Annotated in this window: 18 protein-coding genes; 12 read left to right on the top strand and 6 right to left on the bottom strand. The window is 64.6% G+C overall.

From position 1 onward, the window contains the following. The 3 genes from B0G83_RS19400 to B0G83_RS19410 are packed head-to-tail and all read left to right on the top strand — an operon-like array spanning position 1 to position 4,424. Positions 1-810: an efflux RND transporter periplasmic adaptor subunit gene (locus B0G83_RS19400; RefSeq protein WP_105509026.1), complete on the top strand. Its 810-nt coding sequence runs from the start codon at positions 1-3 to the stop codon at positions 808-810. Continuing rightward, positions 807-2,255: an efflux RND transporter periplasmic adaptor subunit gene (locus tag B0G83_RS19405; protein WP_258167973.1), complete on the top strand. Its 1,449-nt coding sequence runs from the start codon at positions 807-809 to the stop codon at positions 2,253-2,255. Before B0G83_RS19400 ends, B0G83_RS19405 begins: the two co-directional genes overlap by 4 nt. A gap of 54 nt (positions 2,256-2,309) precedes the next feature. Then, positions 2,310-4,424 carry a site-2 protease family protein gene (locus B0G83_RS19410; RefSeq protein WP_105509027.1) on the top strand — a complete coding sequence of 705 codons (2,115 nt, stop codon included), beginning with the start codon at positions 2,310-2,312 and terminating at the stop codon, positions 4,422-4,424. Positions 4,425-4,450: 26 nt separating this feature from the next. Here the strand turns inward: B0G83_RS19410 and B0G83_RS19415 are convergent, their stop codons facing one another. Beyond that, positions 4,451-4,918: a cupin domain-containing protein gene (locus tag B0G83_RS19415; RefSeq protein WP_258167974.1), complete on the bottom strand. Its 468-nt coding sequence runs from the start codon at positions 4,916-4,918 to the stop codon at positions 4,451-4,453. Positions 4,919-4,935: 17 nt separating this feature from the next. Next, a complete protein-coding gene (ampC, locus tag B0G83_RS19420) occupies positions 4,936-6,132 on the bottom strand; it encodes a class C beta-lactamase (protein ID WP_105509028.1) in 1,197 nt (398 codons plus the stop codon). A 70-nt stretch (positions 6,133-6,202) separates the two neighbouring features. On the opposite strand from ampC, the gene B0G83_RS19425 reads away from it, so the two are divergent. Further along, the gene (locus tag B0G83_RS19425) at positions 6,203-7,507 is read left to right on the top strand and encodes a glycosyl hydrolase (protein ID WP_258167976.1); all 1,305 of its coding nucleotides are present in this window, start codon (positions 6,203-6,205) and stop codon (positions 7,505-7,507) included. Positions 7,508-7,537: 30 nt separating this feature from the next. Here the strand turns inward: B0G83_RS19425 and betA are convergent, their stop codons facing one another. The 3 genes from betA to betI are packed head-to-tail and all read right to left on the bottom strand — an operon-like array spanning position 7,538 to position 11,328. Further along, entirely contained in the window at positions 7,538-9,226 is a 1,689-nt protein-coding gene (betA, locus tag B0G83_RS19430) for a choline dehydrogenase (protein ID WP_105509029.1), read from the bottom strand. 14 nt (positions 9,227-9,240) lie between these two features. After that, complete coding sequence (gene betB, locus B0G83_RS19435; protein ID WP_105509030.1) at positions 9,241-10,710, bottom strand: betaine-aldehyde dehydrogenase; 1,470 nt, start codon at positions 10,708-10,710, stop codon at positions 9,241-9,243. Positions 10,711-10,740: 30 nt separating this feature from the next. Beyond that, the gene (betI, locus tag B0G83_RS19440) at positions 10,741-11,328 is read right to left on the bottom strand and encodes a transcriptional regulator BetI (RefSeq protein ID WP_105509031.1); all 588 of its coding nucleotides are present in this window, start codon (positions 11,326-11,328) and stop codon (positions 10,741-10,743) included. A 264-nt stretch (positions 11,329-11,592) separates the two neighbouring features. Between betI and fdhA the strand changes: the two genes are divergently transcribed. Next, positions 11,593-12,792, top strand: a complete 1,200-nt coding sequence (gene fdhA / locus B0G83_RS19445) for a formaldehyde dehydrogenase, glutathione-independent (protein ID WP_105509032.1) — start codon at positions 11,593-11,595, stop codon at positions 12,790-12,792. Between the two features lie 131 nt (positions 12,793-12,923). On the opposite strand, the gene B0G83_RS19450 is transcribed toward fdhA, so the two are convergent. Then, positions 12,924-13,919 (bottom strand): GlxA family transcriptional regulator, encoded by a 996-nt coding sequence (locus B0G83_RS19450; RefSeq protein WP_105509033.1) that lies wholly within the window; start codon positions 13,917-13,919, stop codon positions 12,924-12,926. 457 nt (positions 13,920-14,376) lie between these two features. On the opposite strand from B0G83_RS19450, the gene B0G83_RS19455 reads away from it, so the two are divergent. Genes B0G83_RS19455 through B0G83_RS19485 form a run of 7 tightly spaced genes read left to right on the top strand, consistent with a single transcriptional unit; the run spans position 14,377 to position 23,246 of the window. Next, the gene (locus tag B0G83_RS19455) at positions 14,377-15,651 is read left to right on the top strand and encodes a serine hydroxymethyltransferase (protein ID WP_105509034.1); all 1,275 of its coding nucleotides are present in this window, start codon (positions 14,377-14,379) and stop codon (positions 15,649-15,651) included. Between the two features lie 18 nt (positions 15,652-15,669). Beyond that, entirely contained in the window at positions 15,670-16,641 is a 972-nt protein-coding gene (locus B0G83_RS19460) for a dipeptidase (RefSeq protein ID WP_105509035.1), read from the top strand. 49 nt (positions 16,642-16,690) lie between these two features. Further along, the gene (locus B0G83_RS19465) at positions 16,691-17,227 is read left to right on the top strand and encodes a DUF5943 domain-containing protein (protein ID WP_105509036.1); all 537 of its coding nucleotides are present in this window, start codon (positions 16,691-16,693) and stop codon (positions 17,225-17,227) included. Between the two features lie 50 nt (positions 17,228-17,277). Then, positions 17,278-19,341, top strand: coding sequence for an NADH:flavin oxidoreductase (locus B0G83_RS19470; protein ID WP_105509037.1), 2,064 nt, complete (start codon positions 17,278-17,280; stop codon positions 19,339-19,341). Positions 19,342-19,343: 2 nt separating this feature from the next. After that, the gene (locus B0G83_RS19475) at positions 19,344-21,257 is read left to right on the top strand and encodes a (Fe-S)-binding protein (RefSeq protein ID WP_105509038.1); all 1,914 of its coding nucleotides are present in this window, start codon (positions 19,344-19,346) and stop codon (positions 21,255-21,257) included. A 4-nt stretch (positions 21,258-21,261) separates the two neighbouring features. Beyond that, complete coding sequence (locus B0G83_RS19480) at positions 21,262-22,455, top strand: electron transfer flavoprotein subunit alpha/FixB family protein (protein WP_105509039.1); 1,194 nt, start codon at positions 21,262-21,264, stop codon at positions 22,453-22,455. Continuing rightward, a complete protein-coding gene (locus B0G83_RS19485) occupies positions 22,452-23,246 on the top strand; it encodes a drug:proton antiporter (RefSeq protein WP_105509040.1) in 795 nt (264 codons plus the stop codon). The genes B0G83_RS19480 and B0G83_RS19485 overlap by 4 nt, the downstream gene beginning before the upstream one ends. Positions 23,247-23,280: the final 34 nt, after the last annotated feature.

Genomic DNA, 23,280 nt, shown 5'->3' on the forward strand with positions numbered 1-23,280 from the left:
ATGTTGTCCGCACAACCGGTCTGGAGCGCGCAGCCTAGCGCCCAGCCGGACGTAAAACCCGTCGCGAAGCCGGCGGTCAAGCCGGTTTCCGTGCAAGCCCCGGCGCTCGCGCCGCAAGCGGCGTCGGCGCAAACCGATGCATCCGGCGACGCGGGCAAGATTCGCATCCAGCTGGTGTCGCGCGATCAGGTGGATCTGTCGAGCGAAATCGCCGCCAAGATCGCGACGCTGCCGTTGCGTGACGGCGACGCGTTCCGCACCGGTCAGACGCTGGTGTCGCTGGATTGCTCGCTGTACACGGCGCAATTGCGCAAGGCGCAGGCCGAAGCCGGCGCCGCCAGCGATCTGCTGAACGTGGACCAGCGGCTCGCGCAACTGCATTCGGTCGGTGAGCTCGAAGTGCAGCAGGCCGCCGCCAAGCTGAAGGCGAGCAACGCCGAGGTCGCGTACATGCAGGCGACCGTGCGCAAATGCGTCATTACCGCGCCGTTCGACGGCCGCGTCTCGAAGCGCTCGGCCGCGCCGCAACAGTTCGCGGAACCGGGCAAGCCGCTGCTGACCATCGTCGACACCAGCCGCCTCGAACTGAAAATGATCGTGCCGTCGAAGTGGCTCGTCTGGCTGAAGCCCGGCCATGCGCTCAGCGTGCAGGTCGACGAGGTCGGCAAGACCTATCCGGCGCAGGTGGCGCGCATCGGCGCGCGCGTCGATCCGGTGACGCAGACCGTCGACGTGACGGCCGCACTGACCGGCTCGGTGCCCGAGCTGCTGCCCGGCATGAGCGGCTGGGCTACCTTCGCCAGCCGATGACGGCGATGCATCCGGCGCCCGGCGGCCCGTCGCCCGGGAATCACGCGAACCACGTGCGGATCGATCCGCAGCAACTGGCCATGCTGTGGCAACTCGCGGCCCGCGCGCGCGACGCCCAGACCGAAGCGACGCTCGGTTTTACCGTGGTCAACGAAACGCTGTCGCTGCTACCGTACCGCCAGGCCGCCTGGTGGCGCGGCACCGCGCCCGGCACGGTGGCGGCGGTGTCCGGTTTGCCGGAGAGCGATCCGAACGCGCCATACGTGCAGTGGCTCGGCGCGCTGTGCCGGGTGCTGGCGCGCGCGCCCGAAACCGCTGCACCGGCTGCCGCCGACGCGACCGTGGCGCCGCCCACGGAGCGCGCGCGCGCCTTCACTGCGGCGGATCTCGCCGTCGATCCCGCAGCCGCGCACGTCGTCCAGGACTGGCAGGCGTGGTGGCCCGAGCATGGTCTTTGGCTGCCGCTGGCCGATCGCGGCGGGCGTCCGCTCGGCGGCGTGGTGTTCGCGCGCGACGCCGCCTGGACCGCGGTGGATTGCGCGTTGCTCGGCGAACTCGCGCAGGTCTGGGCGCACGCGTTCGCGGCGTTCGGTCCGCGGCCTTCGTGGTTCGAACGGGCGCGTGTCATTCTGAAGCCGGGGCGGCAGCAGCGTCGCGTGCTGATTGCGCTGGCGGTTGCGTGTCTGATTCCCGTCCGGCTGACGGTGCTCGCGCCAGCCGAAGTCACGCCGAAAGATCCGTTCGTGGTGCGTGCGCCGCTCGACGGCGTGATCGACCGTTTATACGTGCAGCCGAACCAGCCGGTTGCGGCCGGCACGCCGCTGCTCGGCCTCGACGCGACGACGCTGCAGTCGCGCTATGCGCTCGCGCGCAAGGACTTCGATACGGCGCAGGAAGAGTATCGCCAGACCGCGCAACTCGCCGTGACCGACGACCGCAACCGCCTCGACATGGCCGAGCGCAAGGGCAAGCTCGACCAGAGCGCCGTGCAGCTCGACTACACCGCCCAGCAACTCGCGCGCGTACGGGTGAATGCGGCGCGCGCGGGCGTCGCGGTGTTCGCCGATCCGAACGAATGGACCGGCAAGGCCGTCGCTGTCGGCGAAAAGATTCTGTTGCTGGCCGACCCGGCGCATGTCGAACTGAGCGCCTATGTGCCGGTTGCCGACAATGTCGACGTGAAAGCAGGCGCGACGATCACGCTGTATCCGAAGAGCTCGCCGCTCGCCACTTACGAAGCGCGCATCGATTCGGTCGCGTATCGCGCCGAGCCGACGCCCGACGGTGTGCTCGCGTACCGCATCCGCGCGACCTTTCGCGATGGCACGGCGCAGCCGCCGCTCGGCGCGATGGGCACCGCGCGGATTCACGGCAACTGGGTGCCGTTGTTCTACTACGTGTTGCGTCGTCCGTTGACGCTCGCGCGTCAGTGGCTCGGCTGGTAACGCCATGTGCCGCGCCCGTATAAGTGTGAGTGTGACTGTGACTGGGACCGCAGGATGAGCCGGCTGCCGCAACTTCGCCAGGAGCTGACGCTCAGCGCCGGCGCGCCCACCTCCGAAGGCGCGCCGACGTGGATGCTGCACGACCCCGCCGCGAACCGTTTTTTCCAGCTCGGCTGGCCGGCCTTCGAGTTGCTGTCGCGCTGGCCGCTCGACGACGCGCAGGCCATCGTCGCCAGTGTGAATCGCGACACGACGCTCACCGTCACGATCGACGACATGGAAGCGCTGGTGCGCATGTTGCATCAGCAGAACCTGCTGGTCGCGCGCACCGCGAGCGACGCCGACCGGCTCGCCGCACGCGCCGAGGCAGGGCGGCTCGGCCAGGCAATGTGGCTGCTCAAGCACTACCTGATGATCCGTATTCCGCTGTGGCATCCCATGGCGTTTCTGCGGCGAACCGCGCGCTATGCGTCGTTCGCGTTTCGGCCGGTGTTCTGGATGATGATCGCCGCCTGCGCGGCGCTCGGTCTGTTTCTCGTATCGCGCCGCTGGGACGAATTCCTGCATACGTTCCACTCGTACGCGGACCTGCAAGGGCTCGTCGCGGTCGGTATCGCGATCGGCTGCGCCAAGGTCTTGCATGAATTCGCGCACGCGTTCACCGCGCAGCGTTACGGCTGCCGGGTGCCGACCATGGGCGTGGCGTTTCTCGTGATGCTGCCGGTGCTGTACACGGATACCACCGAAGCCTGGAAAGTGCCGAGCCGCGCGAGCCGTTTGCGGATCGGTGCGGCGGGCATGCTGAGCGAACTCGCGCTCGCCGCCGTCGCGACGCTCGCGTGGAGTCTGCTGCCCGACGGTCCGCTGCGCGCCGGCGCGTTTCTGCTCGCCACCACCACCTGGATCGGAACACTGGCGATCAACGCGAGCCCGTTCATGCGCTTCGACGGCTATTTTCTGCTGTCGGACTGGCTCAACATGCCGAATCTGCATGACCGCGCGTTCGCGCTGGGCCGCTGGTGGCTGCGCGAGTGGCTATTCGGTTTCGGCGAACCGCAGCCGGAGCCGTGCTCGCCGTCGCGGCGGCGGTTTCTGGTCGGCTTTGCATTTGCGACCTGGGTTTATCGGCTCGCGGTGTTTTTCTCGATCGCGCTGGTCGTGTATCACGCGTTTTTCAAGGTGCTGGGGCTGATGCTGTTTTGCATCGAGTTCGGCTGGTTTATCGTGCGGCCGATGTGGCGCGAAACGCTCGCGTGCTGGCAGCGTCGCGCGGAATTGCGCTGGCGGTGGCAGACCCGGCGCAGCGCGTTGCTCGGTGCTTTGCTGGTCGGCTTTCTGGTGTTGCCGTGGCACGCGGGCGTGAATGCGCCGGCGGTGTTCGGGCCGCGGCATGCGCAGGGTTTGTACACGGTCGCGGCCGGCTATGTGGCGGCGACGCCGCCGCCTGCACGGGACGGACAGACGGTGCGAGCGGGCGACGTGCTCGCCACCATCGTCTCGCCCGACCTCGAATTCAAGCTCAAGGCCGCGCAGGCCGATGAAGCCTTGCTGCGCTGGCAGGTCGAACAGCAGGCGTTCGACGACCGTCTGCGCGAGCAGGGTGTCGCACTGACGCGGCGCTGGGATGCGGCACGCCAGACGATCGCCGGTCTGCAGGCGGAGATCGAGCAGTTGACGATCCGCGCGCCGTTTGCCGGCACGCTGGATGTGCCGGGCGACGCGCTCGTGGCCGGCACATGGCTGCCGCGCGGCGAGCGGCTATACGACGTAATCGGGCCGGGCGGTATCAAGGGCGATGCGTTCGTCGGCGAGAACGACGTAGGCCGCGTGCGGACCGGTGAGCCGGCCGTGTTCGTCGCGACGCTCGCGGAAATGCGGCCGGTGCATTGCCGTGTGCAGGCGGTCGACAAGGTGAATATCGGTGTGCTCGATGAGCCATCGGTCGCGAGCCAGTACGGCGGTCCGATTCCCGCCGAGCAGGACGCGAAGACGCATCAGCTGGTGCCGTTGCAGGCCACCTGGCGAGTGCGGATCGGCGACTGCGATAGCGGCAGGGCGCTGACGCGCGAGTTGAGCGGAAGCGCATCGCTGGATGGCGGGCGGGAGAGTTATGCGGGCCAGGGGCTGCGCGCGCTCGTCGCGGTCATGCAGCGGGAAGGCGGCTTTTAAACGCGCCTTCGCCGCGTGGCGACCGTTCAGTTCGGCGCGGCCACGTTAAAAGGCTTGCCTGGCGTCCACGCCCAGGTGGCCAGCACTTTCGCCCCTGCCGGGCCGGCCTTCGTGACATGGACGACGTTCGCCGGCATCCGGTAACTCTCGCCGGCATGCACGATTTGGTCGGGCTGGCCGTCTACCTGCACGGTGACTTCCCCTTCGAGCACGTACGCGACCTCCGGGCCGGTCGCTTTGTGCCGCGGCTTAGCCGCGTTCGGCGGGAATTCGGCGATGCCCATGCCCATCTCGCGATGGGTGCCTGCCACGGGGACGCGTTGCAGGACGACGGTGTCTTTGGCGGGCGGCGGCGTGCCGGCTGTCCTGCCGCCGTTGGCGAGATTGACTGCGCTGGCGGCATGGGTGGCGTCAGCCGCCTTGGCCGATTGCAGTGGCGCGCTCAATGTCATGGCCGCCGTCAAGATCGACGCGAGGCGAAACACGCGATTCATGGCGATTCCCCTTTTCATCAATGTGCGCCAGCGGCGGCAAGCGCCGACAGAATGCGATGCGCGACGGTGACGCGGTCCTCGATCGACACGTTCTTGTTCGCGAGCATCACGATCCCGAGCTGCTTGCCCGGAATAAATGCCACGTACGTGCCGAAGCCGTTCGTCGAACCGGTCTTGTTGATCCAGACGTCTTGCCGTGGCGCTAACGGCGGCTGGATCGCGGTGACGGGCGTCGCTTTCATCGTCATCGCTGTCGAGTTGCATTCGAGCAGGGTCTTCAACGCCACCGGATACGGGTACTGCTCCCAGATCAGATCCTGTGTCATCACGCCCGCCGTGAAGTAACCGGTGTGCGTCGCGGTGACCGCGCGTTGCCAGCTGCCGTCGATCGGCACCAGAGTCATGTTCGCTTGCAGAAAGCGCGTCAGGTCGGCCGCCGTCGTCTTGACGCCGTACGCCTCGGCGGACAACACGCCCGGCGCGACGCGGATCGGCGAGCCGTCTTTTTTGTAGCCTTGCGCGTAGTCCGGCATGCGGGCCGAAGGCACGTCGATATAGCTATTCTTCAGGCCGAGCGCGGGGAACAGGCGCTGTTCCATCAACGGCGTGAACGCCTCGCCCATGCTTTTGGCCGTAATCAGGCCGAGCGTGCCGATGCCGGGATTCGAATACGTCCGGCACGTGCCCGGCGCGCAGCCCGGCTTCCACGCCTTCAGGTAGCGCAGAAACTGCTCGTCGTTCTGGATCTCGTCGGGCACTTGCAGCGGCAGCACGCCGGGCGTATGCGTGCCCAGATTGACGAGACTCACCTGTCCGAACGGACTGCCTTGCAGCGACGGCAGGTATTGGCTCGTCCTGTCCGACAGCGATAGTTTGCCGCTGACCTGCGCATACGATGCCAGCGTCGCGGTGAAGGTCTTGCTCACGGAGCCGATTTCGAACAGCGTGTCTTGCGTGACCGGCTTGCCGGTTTCCGTCGACGCCACGCCGTAGTTGAACACGTAAGGCTGGCCCGCGACGATCACGCCGACCGCCATGCCGTGTACGCCATCTTTGGCCATGAGCGGTCGAATGGCGGCGTCGACCGTGCGTTGGATGCTGGCTTGCGGGCTGGTGTTGTTTTTGTTGTTGTCGGCGGCGCGCGTTGCCGGGGCGATGGCGCACAGCGCGGCGAATGCGATCGTCGCGAGGGGGGAGAGGGGGCGGAGTTTCATCTAAGTCGTTTCCTTGAATATCGGCCAGGCCGCACTATCCGATATTTACGGTTAGCTGACAATCGACGATATGTTGCGCGAGGGTAAAGAAAATCTTGTGGGCGGCCCGCGGCATCAAGTCCGGTGGGCCTGCTCGATCGCGAGCGGTCACCATGGCCCGAATGGCCCGCTTTTACCTCCCAATATGAGCAGTTGTTGGGCTCACCAGGCCATTGCTAACCTGCGTGCGGGCCATTTCAGCGTATCCCGGACGAGCGGGACTTCACAGAACAAATCCCTGGCAAAAATGGCTCAACCATCGATGCTCACTCAGGAGATAACCGTGAAAGTCAAAGCTATAAAAGTCGTCGCAGCCGGATTGTTATGCGCCGTGATCGCGGCGTGCGGCGGTGGCACGTCGGACCCGGTCAGTGCCGTTCGAAACAAAATGTCGGTTGCCTCGGCGTTGCCGGCGGGATTTATTTTCAGCCCGTACAAAGACCTCACGATCAATATGAACTGGAACACGAATGTGATTTCCACCAACGTGACGGGCTCTTTGCAACCCATTCTGAATGTGATGCCGGGCAAGCTCAACACGCTGACCTGGGCGTTCGCCACCGGTGAATGCGGCAGTGAAAACTGGGCGGGGCTGACGCCTTCCCAGGTGGCCGGTGCGAATGTTCAGGCCGCCGTTAATGCGGGCAAGAGCTACATCATTTCCACCGGCGGCGCGGCAGGTTCGTTCACCTGCGGCTCGGATGCCGGATTCAGTAAATTTATCCAGACCTATTACTCGGCCAATATGCTCGGTGTCGATTTCGATATTGAAGCGGGCCAAAGTCAGGACGACATCAACAACCTGATCCAGCGTGTGATTGTCGCGCAGAGAACTTATCCCAACCTGCGGTTCAGCTTCACGCTCGCGACCTTGGGCGGCAATTCGCCGCAAAGCCTGGGCGGCTCGGGCGTGATGGTCATGAACGCGATTCAGGCGGCTGGACTGAAGAATTACACGATCAACCTGATGACAATGGACTACGGCAGTTCCATTCCCGGCAATTGCGTGATCGGCAGTAGCGGTTCGTGCGATATGGGTTTATCAGCGGTGCAGGCGGCGAAAAATCTGCGCAACTATTATGGCGTGCCTTATAGCCAGATCGAACTCACGCCGATGATAGGCGGCAACGATACGCAAGACGAAACCTTCACCACCGCCGACGTCGCCACCGTCTCGGCCTTCGCGATCCAGAACGGTCTGGCCGGCGTGCATTTCTGGTCGTTCGATCGCGACAACGACTGCGCGCCGGGCTACGCCTCGCCCACCTGCAATAGTTATGGCCAGGCGGGCACGCTGGGCTTCACCAATCAATTCATCGCCCAGTTGGGTCTTTGATCGGTGTAAGCGCGACCACCATGGCCGCGCTTACACCGCCGCGGTGGCCGCGCGTTTTCTCGAAGGCGCGCCGTTCGCGACGAAGTAGGGCGTTTCGACGCGCGCCAACGCCGGTCGTCCGCGAATCCGGTCCGCGATTTTCTCCGCGAGCATGATGGTCGGCGCGTTCAGATTGCCGGTGGTAATGAGCGGCATGATCGACGCATCGACCACGCGCAGCGCTTCCATGCCGTGTACGCGCCCCTCGTTGTCCACGACCGCCATGTCGTCATAGCCCATCTTGCACGAGCACGACGGATGGAACGCCGTCTCCGCGCGCATGCGCACGAAGGCGTCGAGTTGTTCGTCGGTGCTCAGGTCGGCGCCGGGGTTCAACTCGCGGCCGCGATAACGGTCGAGCGCCGGTTGCCGCATGATGTCGCGTGTGATGCGGATGCCGTCGCGGAACTCGCGCCAGTCGAGCGGATCGGCCATGTAGTTGAACAGAATGCTCGGATGCGCATTCGGATCGCGCGAGGTGAGCTTCACGCGACCCCGGCTCGGCGAGCGCATCGAGCCGACGTGCGCCTGGAAACCGTGCATCCTGATCGCGTTCGAGCCGTTGTAATTGATCGCGACCGGCAGAAAGTGATACTGGATGTTCGGCCACAAATCGTCGTCGCGGGTGCGGATGAAACCGCCCGCCTCGAACTGGTTGCTCGCGCCGATACCCGTGCCGTTCAGCATCCATTCGAGGCCTATGCCGGGCTGGTTCCACCATTGCAGCGCAGGGTAGAGCGAGACCGGCTCCTTGCACTCGTACTGGATATACATCTCCAGATGGTCCTGCAGGTTTTCGCCGACGCCGGGCAGATCGTGCACGAGCGGCACGTCGAGCTCGCGCAGCCACGTCGAACGACCCACGCCGGAGCGTTGCAACAGTTGCGGAGATGCGATCGCGCCGCTGCACACCAGCACCTCGCGGCGCGCCTGCGCATTCACGGTCTGGCCATGATGCAGATACGCGACGCCGACCGCGCGCTTGCCGGAGAACAGGACGCGATCAGTCACCGCATGCGTGACGATGGTCAGATTCGGCCGCGTTTTCGCGCGATCCAGATAGCCGCGCGCCGTGCTCGAACGGCGGCCGTTGGCCGTGACCGTGCGGTCCATCGGGCCGAAGCCTTCCTGCTGGTAGCCGTTCAGATCGTCGGTGCGCGCAAAGCCGGCCTGCACGCCGGCTTCGACCATCGCGGCGAACAGCGGATTGTTGCCGGGCTTGCTGGTGGTCACGTGCACGGGGCCATCGCCGCCGTGGTACGCGTTCGCGCCCGCGTCGCGCGTTTCGGCCTTGCGGAAATACGGCAGGCAATCCAGATAGGTCCAGTTTTCCAGACCCGCGCGCGTGGCCCAGCCGTCGTAATCGAGCGCATTGCCGCGGATATAGCACATGCCGTTGATCAGCGAGGAGCCGCCGAGACCTTTGCCGCGCCCGCATTCCATGCGCCGGTTGTTCATATGCGGTTCGGGGTCGGTTTCGTAGGCCCAGTTGTAGCGCCTTCCCTGCAACGGATAAGCGAGCGCGGCCGGCATTTGCGTGCGGAAATCGAAGCGGTAGTCCGGGCCGCCTGCTTCGAGCAGCAGCACGCTCACGTCCGCGTCTTCGGTGAGGCGCGATGCGAGCACGTTGCCCGCCGAACCCGCACCCACGACGATGTAGTCGTATTCGTTCGAAGCCATCGCGTTTCTCCTCGTCAGAACACCGGTTGATAGGGGCCGAGTTCGACCTGTACGGACTTGATGCGCGTGTAGTGTTCGAGTGTGGTGAGGCCGTTTTCGCGGCCGACGCCCGACTGTTTATAGCCGCCCACCGGCATTTCCGCGGGCGACTCGCCCCACGTGTTGATCCAGCAGATACCCGCTTCGAGCCGATGAATCACGCGATGCGCGCGCGCCAGGTTCTCGGTGACGACGCCGGCGGCGAGTCCATACGCGGTGTGGTTCGCGCGGTCGACGGCTTCGTCTTCCGCGTCGAAAACGAGCAGGCTCATCACAGGCCCGAAGATTTCCTCGCGCACGATGCGCATCTCGTCGCGGCAGTCGGCGAACACCGTGGGCTCGACGTACTGGCCGTTGCCGAAATGCCCGTGGGTGAGGCGCTTGCCGCCTGCGATCAGCCGCGCGCCTTCCTGCACGCCGCTTTCAATGTAGGCCAGTACCTTCTGCAATTGCGCGGCGCTGACGAGCGGGCCGAAGTTGGTGCGCGCCTCGTTCGGTGCGCCGACCCGAATGCGTTTCACCCGCTCCAGCACGAGCGCTTCGAAGCGGTCCATGACGCTGCGTTGCACGAACACGCGCGTGCCGTTGGTGCAGACCTGGCCGGAGCTGAAGAAGTTGGCGCTCATCGCGATGTCGGCGGCGCGTTCGAGGTTGGCGTCGTCGAACACGAGCAGGGGCGACTTGCCGCCGAGTTCCATCGTCACTTCTTTCAGCGACGAGGCGCCGGCCACGGACATGACTTTCTTGCCGGTTTCCACGCCGCCCGTAAACGAAATCTTCTCGATGTCCGGATGCGCGGCGAGCATCGCGCCTACCCGGCCATCGCCTTGCACGACGTTGAATACGCCGGCGGGCACGCCGGCTTCGGTGTAGATCTCGGCCAGTTTCAACGCCGAAAGCGGCGTGATTTCGCTCGGCTTGAAAATCATCGCATTGCCGGCAGCGAGGGCGGGCGCCGACTTCCAGCAGGCAATCTGGATCGGGTAATTCCATGCACCGATACCCGCGCACACGCCCAACGGTTCGCGCCGCGTATAAACGAACGACGACGGCCGCAACGGGATCTGCTGCCCCTCGATCGCGGTGGCGAGGCCCGCGTAGTACTCGATCACGTCCGCGCCGGTGACGATGTCCACCGCCTGCGTCTCCGCGATCGACTTGCCGGTGTCGCGTGTTTCGAGCGCCGCGAGTTCATCGTTGCGCTCGCGGAGTAACTCGACCGCGCGGCGCAGAATGCGCGAACGCTGCATGGCCGTGAGCGCGGCCCACTCGCGCTGACCGTCGCGCGCGGACTGCACCGCACGGTCGACGTCCGCCGCCGATGCCTGTTGCACCGTGGCGAGCGTTTCGCCGGTGGCGGGGTCGAGCGTGTCGAAGGTTTCTCCGCCGGTTGCGTCGACGTAGCCGCCGCCGATGTAGAGACGTTGGGTTGCGAATGCCGCCATGACTTGCTCCTTGCTGAAGAGTGGACCGGTCTAGCCGCGTGCCGCCAGCACCAGATCGATATATTCGTTGGCCACGCGCAGCGCCGCTTTGGTGTCGAAAGGTTCGCCCGACAACGCGCCGCGCAGCCACAGGCCGTCGATCAACGCCGCGAGACCGCTGGCCGCGCGGCGCGCCGCTGGGCGCGGCAGCGCTTTCGAAAAATCCGCGCACAGATTCGAGTTCAGCCGACGCGTGTTCACGTATTGCAAACGCCGCAATGGCGGCTTGTGCATGCTCTCGGACCAGAACGCGAGCCAGGTTTTCATTACCGGAGCGCTGGTTTGTTCCGGGTCGAAATTGGCGGCGACGACCGCGCGCAATTTCGAGCGCGGGTCGGCCTTGGCCGCGCGACGGCGGCGCGACGTGGCTTGCCACAGATCGCGCAGCACGTGGCGCATGGTGGCTTCGAGCAAGCCGTCCTTGTCGCCGAAATAATGACTGACGATGCCGGTGGAAATGCTCGCGCGCTGCGCCACGGAAGCGAGCGTGGCGCCCGCGAGACCGGTCTGGTCGATCGTGAGCAGGGTGGCGTCGATCAGTTGCGCGCGACGGATTTCGCGCATTCCGAGTTTGGGCATGGCGCTCGTGGTAGTGGGGCAAAAGGCGGGCGCGTGTTGCTTCGCCCGTTTTTTCGAGGGTCCATGCTAGTTTTTTTATATTGAACAGTCAATCAATAAAAAACGGCTTGCCTCAACCGGGGCGCGGCTTGCGCGGGCCGTGTCGGTTCCGGCCAAACTCATGTCGCGTTGAAGCCAAGTACTTTGTTCAGCGGGCGCTACGCTCGTTGAACGGCGTGCCGCGCGAGAGTCGGTCACGCCGCTCACAAGACATGGAGACAGACAATGAGCAGTAATCGCGGCGTCGTGTATCTCGGGCAGGGCAAGGTTGAAGTGCAGTCGATCGACTTTCCGAAGATGGTCGATCCGCGTGGCCGGTCGATCGGCCACGGCGTGATCCTGAAGGTGGTGAGCACGAATATTTGCGGCTCCGATCAGCACATGGTGCGCGGCCGCACGACCGCCGAAGTCGGCCTCGTGCTCGGTCATGAGATTACCGGCGAGGTGGTCGAAGTGGGCCGCGACGTCGAGACGCTGAAGATCGGCGATCTGGTGTCGGTGCCGTTCAACGTGGCTTGCGGGCGCTGTCCGACCTGCAAGGCGCAGCACACCGGCGTATGCCTGAACGTGAACCCGTCGCGCGCGGGCGGCGCGTATGGGTACGTGGACATGGGCGGGTGGATCGGCGGGCAGGCCGAATATGTGCTCGTGCCGTACGCGGACTTCAACCTGCTGAAATTCCCTGACTACGCGCAGGCGATGTCGAAAATCCGCGATCTCACCTGTCTGTCGGACATTTTGCCGACGGGTTATCACGGCGCGGTGATGGCGGGCGTGAAGCCGGGTGCGACCGTTTATATCGCGGGCGCGGGGCCGGTGGGCATGGCGGCGGCCGCGTCGGCGCGACTGTTGGGCGCGGCCTGCACGATCGTCGGCGATATGAACGAGGAGCGGCTCGCGCATGCTCGCAAGATGGGTTTCCAGACCGTCGATCTGTCGAAAGACGCGACGCTGGCGGAGCAGATCGAGCAGATTCTCGGCAAGCCGGAAGTGGATTGCGCGGTGGACTGCGTGGGCTTCGAAGCGCACGGTCACGGCAGCAGCGGGTCGCATGAGGAAGCGCCGGCTACCGTGCTCAATTCGCTGATGGAAATCACGCGGGCGGCGGGCGCGATCGGCATTCCCGGCCTCTATGTGACGGACGATCCAGGCGCGGTCGACGCCGCTGCACGCAAGGGCGCGCTGAGCATCCGCTTCGGACTAGGTTGGGCGAAGTCGCACTCGTTCCATACGGGGCAGACGCCCGTGATGAAGTACAACCACAATCTGATGCAGGCGATCTTGTGGGACCGTCTGCCGATCGCGGATATCGTTAACGTGACGGTGGTGTCGCTGGATGACGCGCCGGAAGGGTATCGGCAGTTCGACGGCGGCGCGCCGCGGAAATTCGTGATCGATCCGCATGGGTTGTTGAAGGCGGCTTGAGGCGGCCCTGAGTGCGCGTGGCAGAAACCTGAGAGTTGTCGACCCACCAAAACCAACGCGTTGAACGGTGTCCCGTTCAACGCGTTGGTTTGTCTCCTTCGGTTTCGCGACGCAAGCTGACTAAACCACCCTCAAGCGGCCATCACCGGCATCGCCGACAACGAAGGGGCCTGCTTGCGCCGCTCGCGCGTCGGTGCCGTCCCGAACGCATCGCGATAACTCTTCGAGAAATGGCAAGCCGACTGGAACCCGCAGGCCATCGTGATATGCATGATCGACATATCGGTCTGCAGCAGCAATTCACGAGCGCGCCGCAGGCGCAGCGTCAGATAGTAATGCGTCGGCGTCATCCCCAGATGTTCGCGGAAGAGCCGCTGCAATTGCCGTTGCGACATGCCGGCGAGCCGCGCGAGTTCTTCGCGCGACAGCGGCTCTTCGATATTGTTCTCCATAAGCGAGATCACTTCGAAGAGCGACTTGTTGGCCGACCCGAGCCGCGCCACCAGCGGCATTTTCTGTTGCGCACTAGTGTCGCGCACATGTTCGACGATGAACTGCTCGGCGATCTGCGTGACGCGTGCCGTGCCGACGCGCGGTGCGATCAGGTTCAGCATCATGTCGAGCGGCGCGACGCCGCCGGTGCAGGTCACGCGATCGCGATCGATCACGAATAGCTCTTTCAGAAAGCGCGTGTCGGGAAACTCCTCCTTGAGCGCCGACATGTTCTCCCAATGAATCGCGCACGCGTAGCCGGCCAGCAAACCGGCGCGCGCCAGGGCATAAGTGCCCGTGCACAGGCTGCCGAGCACGCTGCCCATGCGCGCGAAACGGCGCAGCGCGGACAGGTGATCGGGGGTCGTCGCGCGTTGCACGTCGATGCCGCCGACCACGAACACGATATCCGGCTGGCCGACGCAGTCGACCGGACCGGTGTCGACCGAGAGGCCGTTGCTCGCCGCGACCGGACCGCCGTCGGGACTCACGATCGACCAGCGATAAAGCGTTTGCCCCGTCAGATAGTTCGCCATGCGCAGTACTTCGATGGCGTTGGTGAACGCGATCATCGTGAAGTTGGGGAGCGGCATGAACGCGAAGTGCGACAGCGACGCCGTGCGATCGGTGGACATGGGAGGAATGATTCCTTCGAATCTGTAATGTCGCGTCGCCGTGGGGAGCGGCAACTGCTGCAATTCTGAGGACTAGCGCAACTACCGTGCCATCAGGCTAAACCCTCGGTTGGCGGTGGAATGGCCTGGAACACGAAAACAAAGGCACCAGAACGGAGCCGGACAGTTGCGCTCGCGCACCTCGAGCGCGCACGACGTTCAGGTGCAGTGCAGCATGAGCGAGCGACGCATGTCGCTCTGCCGCGCGCTCGTTGTACACAACACGCTCGGCAACCCAGGCCGACTTGTCGAAAAAGGACGTGTATGGCGGAAAAGGCAAAGAACGCGTCTGAATTCGTAAATTGACGCGCGGGGCGAACGTCAAGAATAGACCCAATGCAGAGCGGCGACAGCGCGGCGCAAACGCCGCACCGGGCGGCGCTCACGGCCCTCCCGTCAACGACTTAACGGACTTTCCATGTCGAACCCGAATCCCTTCTTCGAAGAACCGCTGGCCACCCGCGACGCGGCAGTGCGCGGCGCCATTCTGAAAGAACTCGAGCGTCAGCAGTCGCAGGTCGAACTGATCGCGTCGGAAAACATCGTGTCGCGCGCGGTGCTCGAAGCGCAGGGCTCGGTGCTGACCAACAAGTACGCGGAAGGGTATCCGGGCAAGCGTTACTACGGCGGTTGCGAATACGCCGACGTGATCGAAACGCTGGCGCTCGATCGTATCAAGCAACTGTTCAACGCGAAATTCGCCAACGTGCAGCCGCATTCCGGCGCGCAGGCCAACGGCGCGGTGATGCTCGCGCTGGTCAAGCCGGGCGACACGATCCTCGGCATGTCGCTCGACGCGGGCGGCCATCTGACGCACGGCGCCAAACCGGCCATGTCGGGCAAATGGTTCAACGCGGTGCAGTACGGCGTGAAGCGCGACACGATGTTGATCGACTACGAGCAGATCGAAGAACTCGCGCAGCAGCACAAACCGGCGTTGCTGATCGGCGGCTTCTCGGCGTACCCGCGCGAGCTGGACTTCGCCCGCCTGCGCAAGATCGCGGACGGCGTCGGCGCGAAGCTGATGGTGGACATGGCGCACATTGCCGGCGTGATCGCGGCGGGCCGTCACCAGAATCCGGTCGACCACGCGCACGTGGTCACGTCCACCACCCACAAGACCTTGCGCGGTCCGCGCGGCGGTTTTGTTCTGACGAATGACGAAGACATCGCGAAGAAAATCAACTCCGCCGTGTTCCCCGGCTTGCAGGGCGGTCCGCTGATGCATGTGATCGCCGGCAAGGCGGTCGCGTTCGGCGAAGCGCTGCAACCGGGTTTCAAGACCTATATCGACAACGTGCTGGCCAATGCGAAAGCGCTCGGCGAAGTGCTGAAAGCGGGGGGTGTCGACCTCGTGACGGGCGGCACGGACAACCACCTGCTGCTAGTCGATTTGCGGCCGAAGGGCCTGAAGGGTAATCAGGTGGAGCAGGCGCTGGAACGCGCGGGCATTACCTGCAACAAGAACGGCATTCCGTTCGACGCCGAAAAGCCGACGGTCACTTCCGGCATTCGCCTCGGCACGCCGGCGGGTACCACGCGCGGTTTCGGCGCGAGCGAGTTCCGCGAAGTGGGACGCCTGATCGTCGAGGTGTTCGACGCGCTGCGCGATCACCCCGAAGGCCATGCCGCCACCGAACAACGCGTGCGCCGCGAGATTTTCGCGCTGTGCGAACGCTTTCCCATCTACTGAGCACGCCTGGAGCGAACCATGAGTACTCTGCACGACAACAGCATCATCATCGACGGTCTGAACATTTCGAAGTTCGAGCGCTCGGTGTTCGAGGACATGCGCAAGGGCGGCGTGACCGCGGTCAACTGCACGGTGTCGGTCTGGGAGAGCTTCCAGAAGACCGTCGACAACATCGCCGAAATGAAACAGCAGATCCGCGAGTACGGCGAGATCCTGACGCTGGTGCGCACCACCGCCGACATTCATCGCGCGAAGAAAGAGAACAAGACGGGCATCATTTTCGGTTTCCAGAACGCTCATGCGTTCGAGGACAACCTCGGCTATATCGAGGCGTTCAAGGACCTTGGCGTCAACGTGGTGCAGCTTTGCTACAACACGCAGAATCTGGTGGGCACCGGTTGCTACGAGCGCGACGGCGGTCTGTCGGGTTATGGCCGCGAAGTGATTCAGGAAATGAATCGCGTCGGCATCATGGTCGATCTCTCGCACGTGGGCGGCAAGACGTCTTCGGAGGCGATCGCCGCGTCGAACAAGCCGGTGTGCTACTCGCATTGCTGTCCGTCGGGGCTGAAAGAGCATCCGCGCAACAAGAGCGACGAACAGTTGAAGGAGATCGCCGACGCGGGCGGTTTTGTCGGCGTGACGATGTTCGCGCCGTTCCTCAAGCGCGGTCCGGACGCGACCGTCGACGACTATATCGAAGCGATCGAGTACGTGGTGAATCTGATTGGCGAGGACCAGGTGGGGATCGGCACCGACTTCACGCAAGGCTATAGCACGGAGTTCTTCGACTGGATCACGCACGACAAGGGCCGTTATCGTCAACTGACGAACTTCGGCAAGGTCGTGAATCCGGAAGGCATTCGCACGATCGGCGAGTTTCCTAACCTGACGGCCGCGATGGAACGCGCCGGCTGGAGCGAAACGCGCATTAAAAAGATCATGGGCGAGAACTGGGTGCGCGTGTTCGGCGAAGTCTGGACCGTCTGATTGCCGCACCGGCCTGCAGAACCCCACACGTAAAAAACGGAACCCTCACATGCAACCGCAACTGCCTATCAACGTCGATCCCGACACCGGCGTCTGGACCACCGACGCGCTGCCGATGCTGTACGTGCCGCGTCATTTCTTCACGAACAATCACACCGCCGTCGAAGAAGCGCTCGGGCTCGATGCGTATGCCGAGATTCTCTATAAGGCCGGCTACAAGTCCGCCTATTTCTGGTGCGACAAGGAAGCCAAACAGCACGGCATCGCCGGCATGGCCGTGTTCGAGCACTATCTGAACCGCCTGTCGCAACGCGGCTGGGGTCTCTTCAAGATCACCGAGGCCGATCCGTCCAGCTCGCACGCACGCATCGAATTGCATCACTCGTCGTTCGTGCTCGCGCAGCCGGGCAAGGTCGGCAAGCTTTGCTACATGTTCGCGGGCTGGTTCGCGGGCGCGATGGACTGGGTCAACGATACCGCGCCGGAGAGCGCACGCAAAGGTCCGCCGTCCCATTCGCGCGAAGCGCGGTGCGCGGCCGAGCACCACGACCATTGCGTATTCGAAGTGTCGCCGCTCGCGGCGTAGTGCCTGACTGACCAGAGCGCAACAAGCTATTCATTCCGAGGTCGATCGCGATGCGTTACCCGAACCTTTTCAAGCCTCTCACGCTGAACCAGCTGACCTTGCGCAACCGCATCGTCAGCACGGCGCACGCGGAGGTGTATGCGGAACCCGGCGGCTTGCCCGGCGACCGTTATATCCGTTACTACGAAGAGAAGGCGAAGGGCGGCGTCGGCCTCGCCGTGTGCGGCGGCTCGAGTCCGGTGTCGATCGACAGCCCGCAAGGCTGGTGGAAGTCGGTCAATCTGTCGACGGACAAGATCATCGATCCGCTCGCGCGGCTCGCCGAAGCAATGCATCGGCACGGCGCGAAAATCATGATCCAGGCCACGCATATGGGGCGCCGGTCGGCGTTTCATGGCGAGCACTGGCCGCATCTGATGTCGCCCTCCGGCGTGCGCGAACCCGTGCACCGCGGCAACGCGAAGATCATTGAAGTGGAAGAGATTCGCCGCATCATCCGCGACTTTGCCGCGGCGGCGAAACGCGTGAAAGACGCGGGCATGGACGGCGTCGAAATTTCGGCGGCGCACCAGCATCTGATCGATCAGTTCTGGAGCCCGCGCACCAACTTTCGTACCGACGAATGGGGCGGCTCGCTCGAAAACCGCCTGCGCTTCGGCACCGAAGTGTTGAACGCGGTGCGCGAAGCCGTGGGCGCGGATTTTTGCGTCGGCCTACGCATGTGCGGCGACGAGTTCCACGAAGACGGGCTCGATCACGAACAACTCAAGGAAATCGCTCAGGCGATGAGCGAAACCGGCCTGATCGATTACCTCGGCGTAATCGGTTCGGGGGCGGATACGCACAACACGCTCGCCAATTGCATGCCGCCGATGGCGCTGCCGCCGGAACCGTTCGTTCACCTCGCCGCCGGTATCAAATCGGTGGTGAAGCTGCCGGTCATGCACGCGCAAAGTATTCGCGACGCGGGCCAGGCGGAACGGCTGCTGGCGAGCGGCATGGTCGATCTGGTCGGCATGACGCGCGCGCAAATTGCCGATCCGCACATGGTCATCAAAATCCGCGACGGCCGCGAGGACGAAATCAAGCAGTGCGTCGGCGCGAATTATTGCATCGACCGTCAGTACAACGGGCTCGACGTGCTGTGCGTGCAGAATGCCGCGACGTCGCGCGAGGAAACCATGCCGCACGTGATCTCGAAGACACGCGGGCCGAAGCGCAAGGTGGTGGTGGTCGGCGCGGGGCCGGCGGGACTGGAAGCGGCGCGCGTCGCGAAGTCGCGCGGACATGACGTCGTGCTGTTCGAGAAGAACGACTACGTAGGCGGTCAGATCATGCTGGCCGCGAAAGCGCCGCAGCGTGAGCAGATGGCGGGCATCGTGCGCTGGTTCGACATGGAAACGAAACGCCTCGGCGTGGACCGCCGTCTCGGCGTCGCCGCCGACGAAAAAACCATCATGGCGGAGAAGCCGGATATCGTGGTGCTGGCCACGGGCGGTTCGGCGTTCACGTCGCAGGTCGCCGCATGGGGCATCGACGACGGGCTCGCCGTGAGTTCGTGGGACGTGCTGTCCGGCAAGGTCGAACCCGGCAAGAACGTGCTCGTGTACGACGGCGTCAGCACTCATGCCGGCGCGGGCGTCGCCGACTTCATGTCGAGCCGCGGTTCGAACGTGGAGATCGTCACACCGGACGTGAAGGTCGCCGACGACGTGGGCGGCACCACGTTCCCGATTTTCTATCGCCGGCTTTACGCGCAAGGCGTGATCCACACGCCGAACTACTGGCTCGACAAGGTCTACGAGGAAGACGGCAAGAAAATCGCCGTGATCCGCAACGAGTACACCGAGGAGCAGGAAGAGCGCGCGGTCGATCAGGTGGTGATCGAAAACGGCAGCACGCCGAACGACGAGTTGTACTGGAAACTCAAACCGGAGTCGGTGAATCTGGGCCAGGTGGACGTGCACAAGCTGTTCGCGTCCGAGCCGCAGCCTTCGCTCAGCGAAGAACTCGGTAATGGCCGCTTCCTGTTGTTCCGTGTCGGCGACTGCATTTCCATGCACAACATTCACGGCGCGATTTACGACGCGCTGCGCCTTTGCAAGGATTTCTGACGATGAGCCCCGTGTTTGTCATCACCGTCCTGCTGTGGTTGTCGGTGGCGGGTCTGGCGTTCGCACTCGTGAAACGCGCCGCCTACTGGCGCGAAGGCCGCGCCACGGCGGCGGGCGCGTACGGCTGGACCCACTTGCTGACGATCCCGAAACGCTACTTCGTCGATCTGCATCATGTGGTGGCGCGCGATCCGTACATCGCTAAAACGCACGTGGCCACCGCGGGCGGTGCGATTCTCGCGATGGCGCTGGTGTTCGTCAATTACGGCCTGGCGATCTATTCGCCGTGGCTGGATAAGCTGATTTTTCTGGCCGCGCTCGTCATGCTGATCGGCGCCGTGTTCGTGTGGCGTCGCCGGCATGGCGCGAAAGCGGTGCCGGCGCGGCTCTCGCGCGGACCCTGGGATCATCTGCCGCTGTTGCTGGGGTCGTTCGCGCTGGGGCTCGTGCTGTTCATCGCGTTGCCTGCGGGTGCGATGTCGGGCGCACTGGCTGTGGTCGTCGCGCTGCTGATTGCGGCAGGCGCCTTCACGATGACGTTCGGCGCGGCGCGCGGCGGTCCGATGAAACATGCGATGGCGGGCTTGCTGCACCTGGCGTTTCATCCGCGCCAGGAGCGTTTTGCCGAACGCAACGACAACGACGTCGTGCCGCCGACCGCCCTGAAGGTGCCGCTGCTCGATGCGAAAGACTACGGCGTCGGCAAACCGGTCGAGTTTCGCTGGAACCAGTTGCTCAGTTTCGATGCGTGCGTGCAGTGCGGCAAGTGCGAGGCGGCTTGTCCCGCGTTCGCCGCCGGTCAGCCGCTCAATCCGAAGAAGCTGATTCAGGACCTGGTGACCGGCATGGTGGGCGGCACGGACGCTAACTATGCGGGCAGTCCGACGCCGGGCATCCCACTCGGGAAACACGCCGGCGCACCGGGAAAACCGCTGATCTCCACGCTGATCGAAGCAGACACGCTGTGGTCCTGCACCACGTGCCGCGCCTGTGTGCAGGAGTGCCCGATGCTGATCGAGCACGTCGACGCGATCGTGGACATGCGCCGCAATCAGACGCTGGTGGAAGGCAACGTGCCGGGCAAGGGCCCGATTACGCTGGCGAATCTGCGCGAAACCGGCAGCTCGAACGGTTACGACATTGGCGCGCGTTACGATTGGGCGGTCGATCTGCAGGTGCAGGTCGCGCAACCAGGGCGCCGGGTGGACGTCTTGCTGATCGCCGGCGAAGGCGCGTTCGACATGCGCTATCAGCGTACGCTGCGCGCGCTGGTCAAGGTGCTGAACCGCGCGGGGATCGACTATGCGGTGCTCGGCGGCGTCGAAACCGATACTGGCGACACGGCCCGGCGTCTCGGCGACGAAGCCACGTTCCAGCAACTCGCCCGCCAGCTGATCGGCACGCTTTCGCGGTATTCGTTCGGCAAGATCGTCACGGCAGACCCGCACGTGCTGCATAGCCTGCGCAACGAGTATCGCGCGCTGGGCGGTTTCTACGAGGTGCAGCATCACACCGCGCTGATCGACGAACTGGTCACGAGCGGCAAGCTGTCGCCGCGCGCGGTTGCCGCGTTGGCGGAACGCAAGATCACCTATCACGATCCGTGCTATCTGGGCCGCTATAACGGCGAGACGGAAGCGCCGCGCCGCCTGCTGAAGAGCATCGGCATCAAGGTGGTGGAGATGGAGCGCAACGGCATGCGCGGGCGGTGCTGCGGCGGTGGCGGCGGTGCGCCGCTAACGGATATTCCCAGCAAACGGCGCATTCCCGACATTCGTATCGACGACGCCCGCACGATCGGCGCGGAGATCGTCGCGGTGGGTTGCCCGAATTGCACGGCCATGCTCGAAGGCGTGGTCGGGCCGCGTCCGGAGGTGCTGGACGTCGCCGAACTGGTTGCAGCAGCGCTGGAGTAACGCGATGAATACGCTCAAACGAATCGATCCGCGCCGGCCGTTCACGATCACGGCAGAGGGACTCAAACGCATCACGCTGGGAATGACGGCGGACCTGGCCGGGTCGTTGGATCCCATGGGTGCTGCGCCTGGCACGGTACACCGCGAGCAAGTCAAAATGCGCCGTACAACGGCCGCGCCGCAGCGCGTGTTGCTGGTGGCCGCGCATGCGGACCGTGGGGCGCTCGACGATCATGCCCGCCAGGTGTTGGCCGGCGCCGCGTTGATCGCGGACGCGCTGACCGAAGTCGTGCTGCTCGTGTTCGGTGAATTCACCGGCGACGCTGCCGCGCTCGGTGCCGACAAGCTGATCGAATTGCCGATGTTCGACCGCCGCCGTTTCGCACCGCTCGACGAACTGAACGCGCTGGCCGCCTGCGTGGCGGCGTACGCCCCCGCGCATATTTTTCTGCCCGACAACGCCACCGGCGACGGTGATCTCGGTCGCCGTTACGCAGCGGCCGCGAGGGCAAGCGTCGCAACGCATGTGGTCGAGATCGACACCGCGCATGTCGCGTCTTATGTTCGCGCGAATACCGCATTCGCCGTGCGTGCGCTGCCAGACGTGGTGCTGCTCGCGCCGAATACGGTCGAACCTAAGCTGCCTTTTGTCGGTGCGGGCGAGCGAGTCGTCTGGCGTTTCGACGGCGCGTCGGCTGGCGCGGGTGTTAGCGGCGGTGAAAACACCGTGCGCGATCTCGGCATCGAGGAAATCGACGCCGCACAACTGGCGCTGGAAGAAGCGGATTTCATCGTCTCGGCCGGTAACGGCGTGAGCGACGTGCCCGCGTTCGAGCGTCTGGCGACCACGCTGGGCGCCGCCATTGGTGCGAGCCGCGTCGCCGTGGACGACGGCAAATTCACCCGCGACAAACAGATCGGCGCGACCGGCAAGACGGTCGAAGCAAGCGTGTATATCGCGTTCGGTATTTCCGGCGCGGTCCAGCACTTGCAGGGCATCAAGGATTGCCGTCATGTAATCGCGGTGAACCTCGACGCCAGCGCGCCGATCGCCAAGCGCGCGAATCTGACCGTGATCGCTGATGCGCGGGAAACCATCGCGGCGCTCAACGAGGCCGCGGCCGCGGCGCGTAACGCGCGCGGCACGGGCGCTGCGCTATTGAATTCATCCGCTGTTGCCGAAGGAGCGCTCGCATGAAGATCGCCGTGCTCGTTTCCGTGGGCCGTCATCCGGTCAGCGGCGTGGCGCGCTACAGCCGCAACGACGCCGCCGCGCTGACGCTGGCGCTCTCGCTCGTCAAAACGCACCAGGCGACGCTCGACGTGCTGCACGCGGGCGATCCGTCGAACCCCGCGTTGCAGGAGTATCTGGCGCTCGGCGCGCGCTCGGTCGAGGTGCTTGAAACGGAGGGTTCCAACGGCGTGCAGGCCGACGCCGCGACACGACTCGCCGCGCGTCTGCGTGGCTACGACCTGGTGCTGACCGGTACGCGCGCGGAGGGCGCGTTCGATAGCGGCATGCTGCCGTATCGCGTGGCCGCTGCGCTGAACATGCCGCTAATCGGCGCGGCAGTCGACGTCGCGCTGCGCGACGGTTGCGCCGAAGTCCGCCAGTTCATGCCGAAGGGGTTACGCCGGCGCGTCGAAGTGCGCTTGCCCGCGCTGATCGCCGTGCATCCGCTCGCCAATGCGGCGCCGACCTACGCATATGCCCGTTTGCGCGAAGGCACGATCCGCCCGGTCGCCGCGTCGAGCACGGTGGATGCGGACACAACCGACGACGCCGACAACCTCGCCTGGACGACCCGTCCGGTGAGCGCCAAACCGGTGCGCCTCGCCGCCGCCGAAAAGCGTTCCGGCCACGCCCGCATGCTCTCGGCAACGACCACCGAAAGCCGGGGCGGAAGCGTCGTAATTGAAGGGAGTTCCGTCGAAAAAGCACAAGTGATTCTGGCGTATTTGCGCGAGCATCAACTCGTGGATTACTGATTTCCGGTTCGGGCCAGCATGCGACCAGGAGGGC

Origin of the sequence: Paraburkholderia sp. BL21I4N1 (assembly GCF_002973525.1) — a bacterium.
Classification (GTDB): domain Bacteria; phylum Pseudomonadota; class Gammaproteobacteria; order Burkholderiales; family Burkholderiaceae; genus Paraburkholderia.

Excerpts from the sequence above, each read along its gene's own strand:
- B0G83_RS19410 (WP_105509027.1), top strand. The coding sequence starts at position 2,310 with ATGAGCCGGCTGCCGCAACTTCGCCAGGAGCTGACGCTCAGCGCCGGC.
- B0G83_RS19465 (WP_105509036.1), top strand. The coding sequence starts at position 16,691 with ATGCAACCGCAACTGCCTATCAACGTCGATCCCGACACCGGCGTCTGG.
- B0G83_RS19400 (WP_105509026.1), top strand. The coding sequence starts at position 1 with ATGTTGTCCGCACAACCGGTCTGGAGCGCGCAGCCTAGCGCCCAGCCG.
- betB (WP_105509030.1), bottom strand. The coding sequence starts at position 10,710 with ATGGCGGCATTCGCAACCCAACGTCTCTACATCGGCGGCGGCTACGTC.
- B0G83_RS19455 (WP_105509034.1), top strand. The coding sequence starts at position 14,377 with ATGTCGAACCCGAATCCCTTCTTCGAAGAACCGCTGGCCACCCGCGAC.
- B0G83_RS19405 (WP_258167973.1), top strand. The coding sequence starts at position 807 with ATGACGGCGATGCATCCGGCGCCCGGCGGCCCGTCGCCCGGGAATCAC.
- B0G83_RS19480 (WP_105509039.1), top strand. The coding sequence starts at position 21,262 with ATGAATACGCTCAAACGAATCGATCCGCGCCGGCCGTTCACGATCACG.
- ampC (WP_105509028.1), bottom strand. The coding sequence starts at position 6,132 with ATGAAACTCCGCCCCCTCTCCCCCCTCGCGACGATCGCATTCGCCGCG.
- B0G83_RS19470 (WP_105509037.1), top strand. The coding sequence starts at position 17,278 with ATGCGTTACCCGAACCTTTTCAAGCCTCTCACGCTGAACCAGCTGACC.
- B0G83_RS19485 (WP_105509040.1), top strand. The coding sequence starts at position 22,452 with ATGAAGATCGCCGTGCTCGTTTCCGTGGGCCGTCATCCGGTCAGCGGC.
- B0G83_RS19460 (WP_105509035.1), top strand. The coding sequence starts at position 15,670 with ATGAGTACTCTGCACGACAACAGCATCATCATCGACGGTCTGAACATT.
- B0G83_RS19475 (WP_105509038.1), top strand. The coding sequence starts at position 19,344 with ATGAGCCCCGTGTTTGTCATCACCGTCCTGCTGTGGTTGTCGGTGGCG.
- betI (WP_105509031.1), bottom strand. The coding sequence starts at position 11,328 with ATGCCCAAACTCGGAATGCGCGAAATCCGTCGCGCGCAACTGATCGAC.
- B0G83_RS19450 (WP_105509033.1), bottom strand. The coding sequence starts at position 13,919 with ATGTCCACCGATCGCACGGCGTCGCTGTCGCACTTCGCGTTCATGCCG.
- B0G83_RS19425 (WP_258167976.1), top strand. The coding sequence starts at position 6,203 with ATGTTGCGCGAGGGTAAAGAAAATCTTGTGGGCGGCCCGCGGCATCAA.
- B0G83_RS19415 (WP_258167974.1), bottom strand. The coding sequence starts at position 4,918 with ATGAATCGCGTGTTTCGCCTCGCGTCGATCTTGACGGCGGCCATGACA.
- fdhA (WP_105509032.1), top strand. The coding sequence starts at position 11,593 with ATGAGCAGTAATCGCGGCGTCGTGTATCTCGGGCAGGGCAAGGTTGAA.
- betA (WP_105509029.1), bottom strand. The coding sequence starts at position 9,226 with ATGGCTTCGAACGAATACGACTACATCGTCGTGGGTGCGGGTTCGGCG.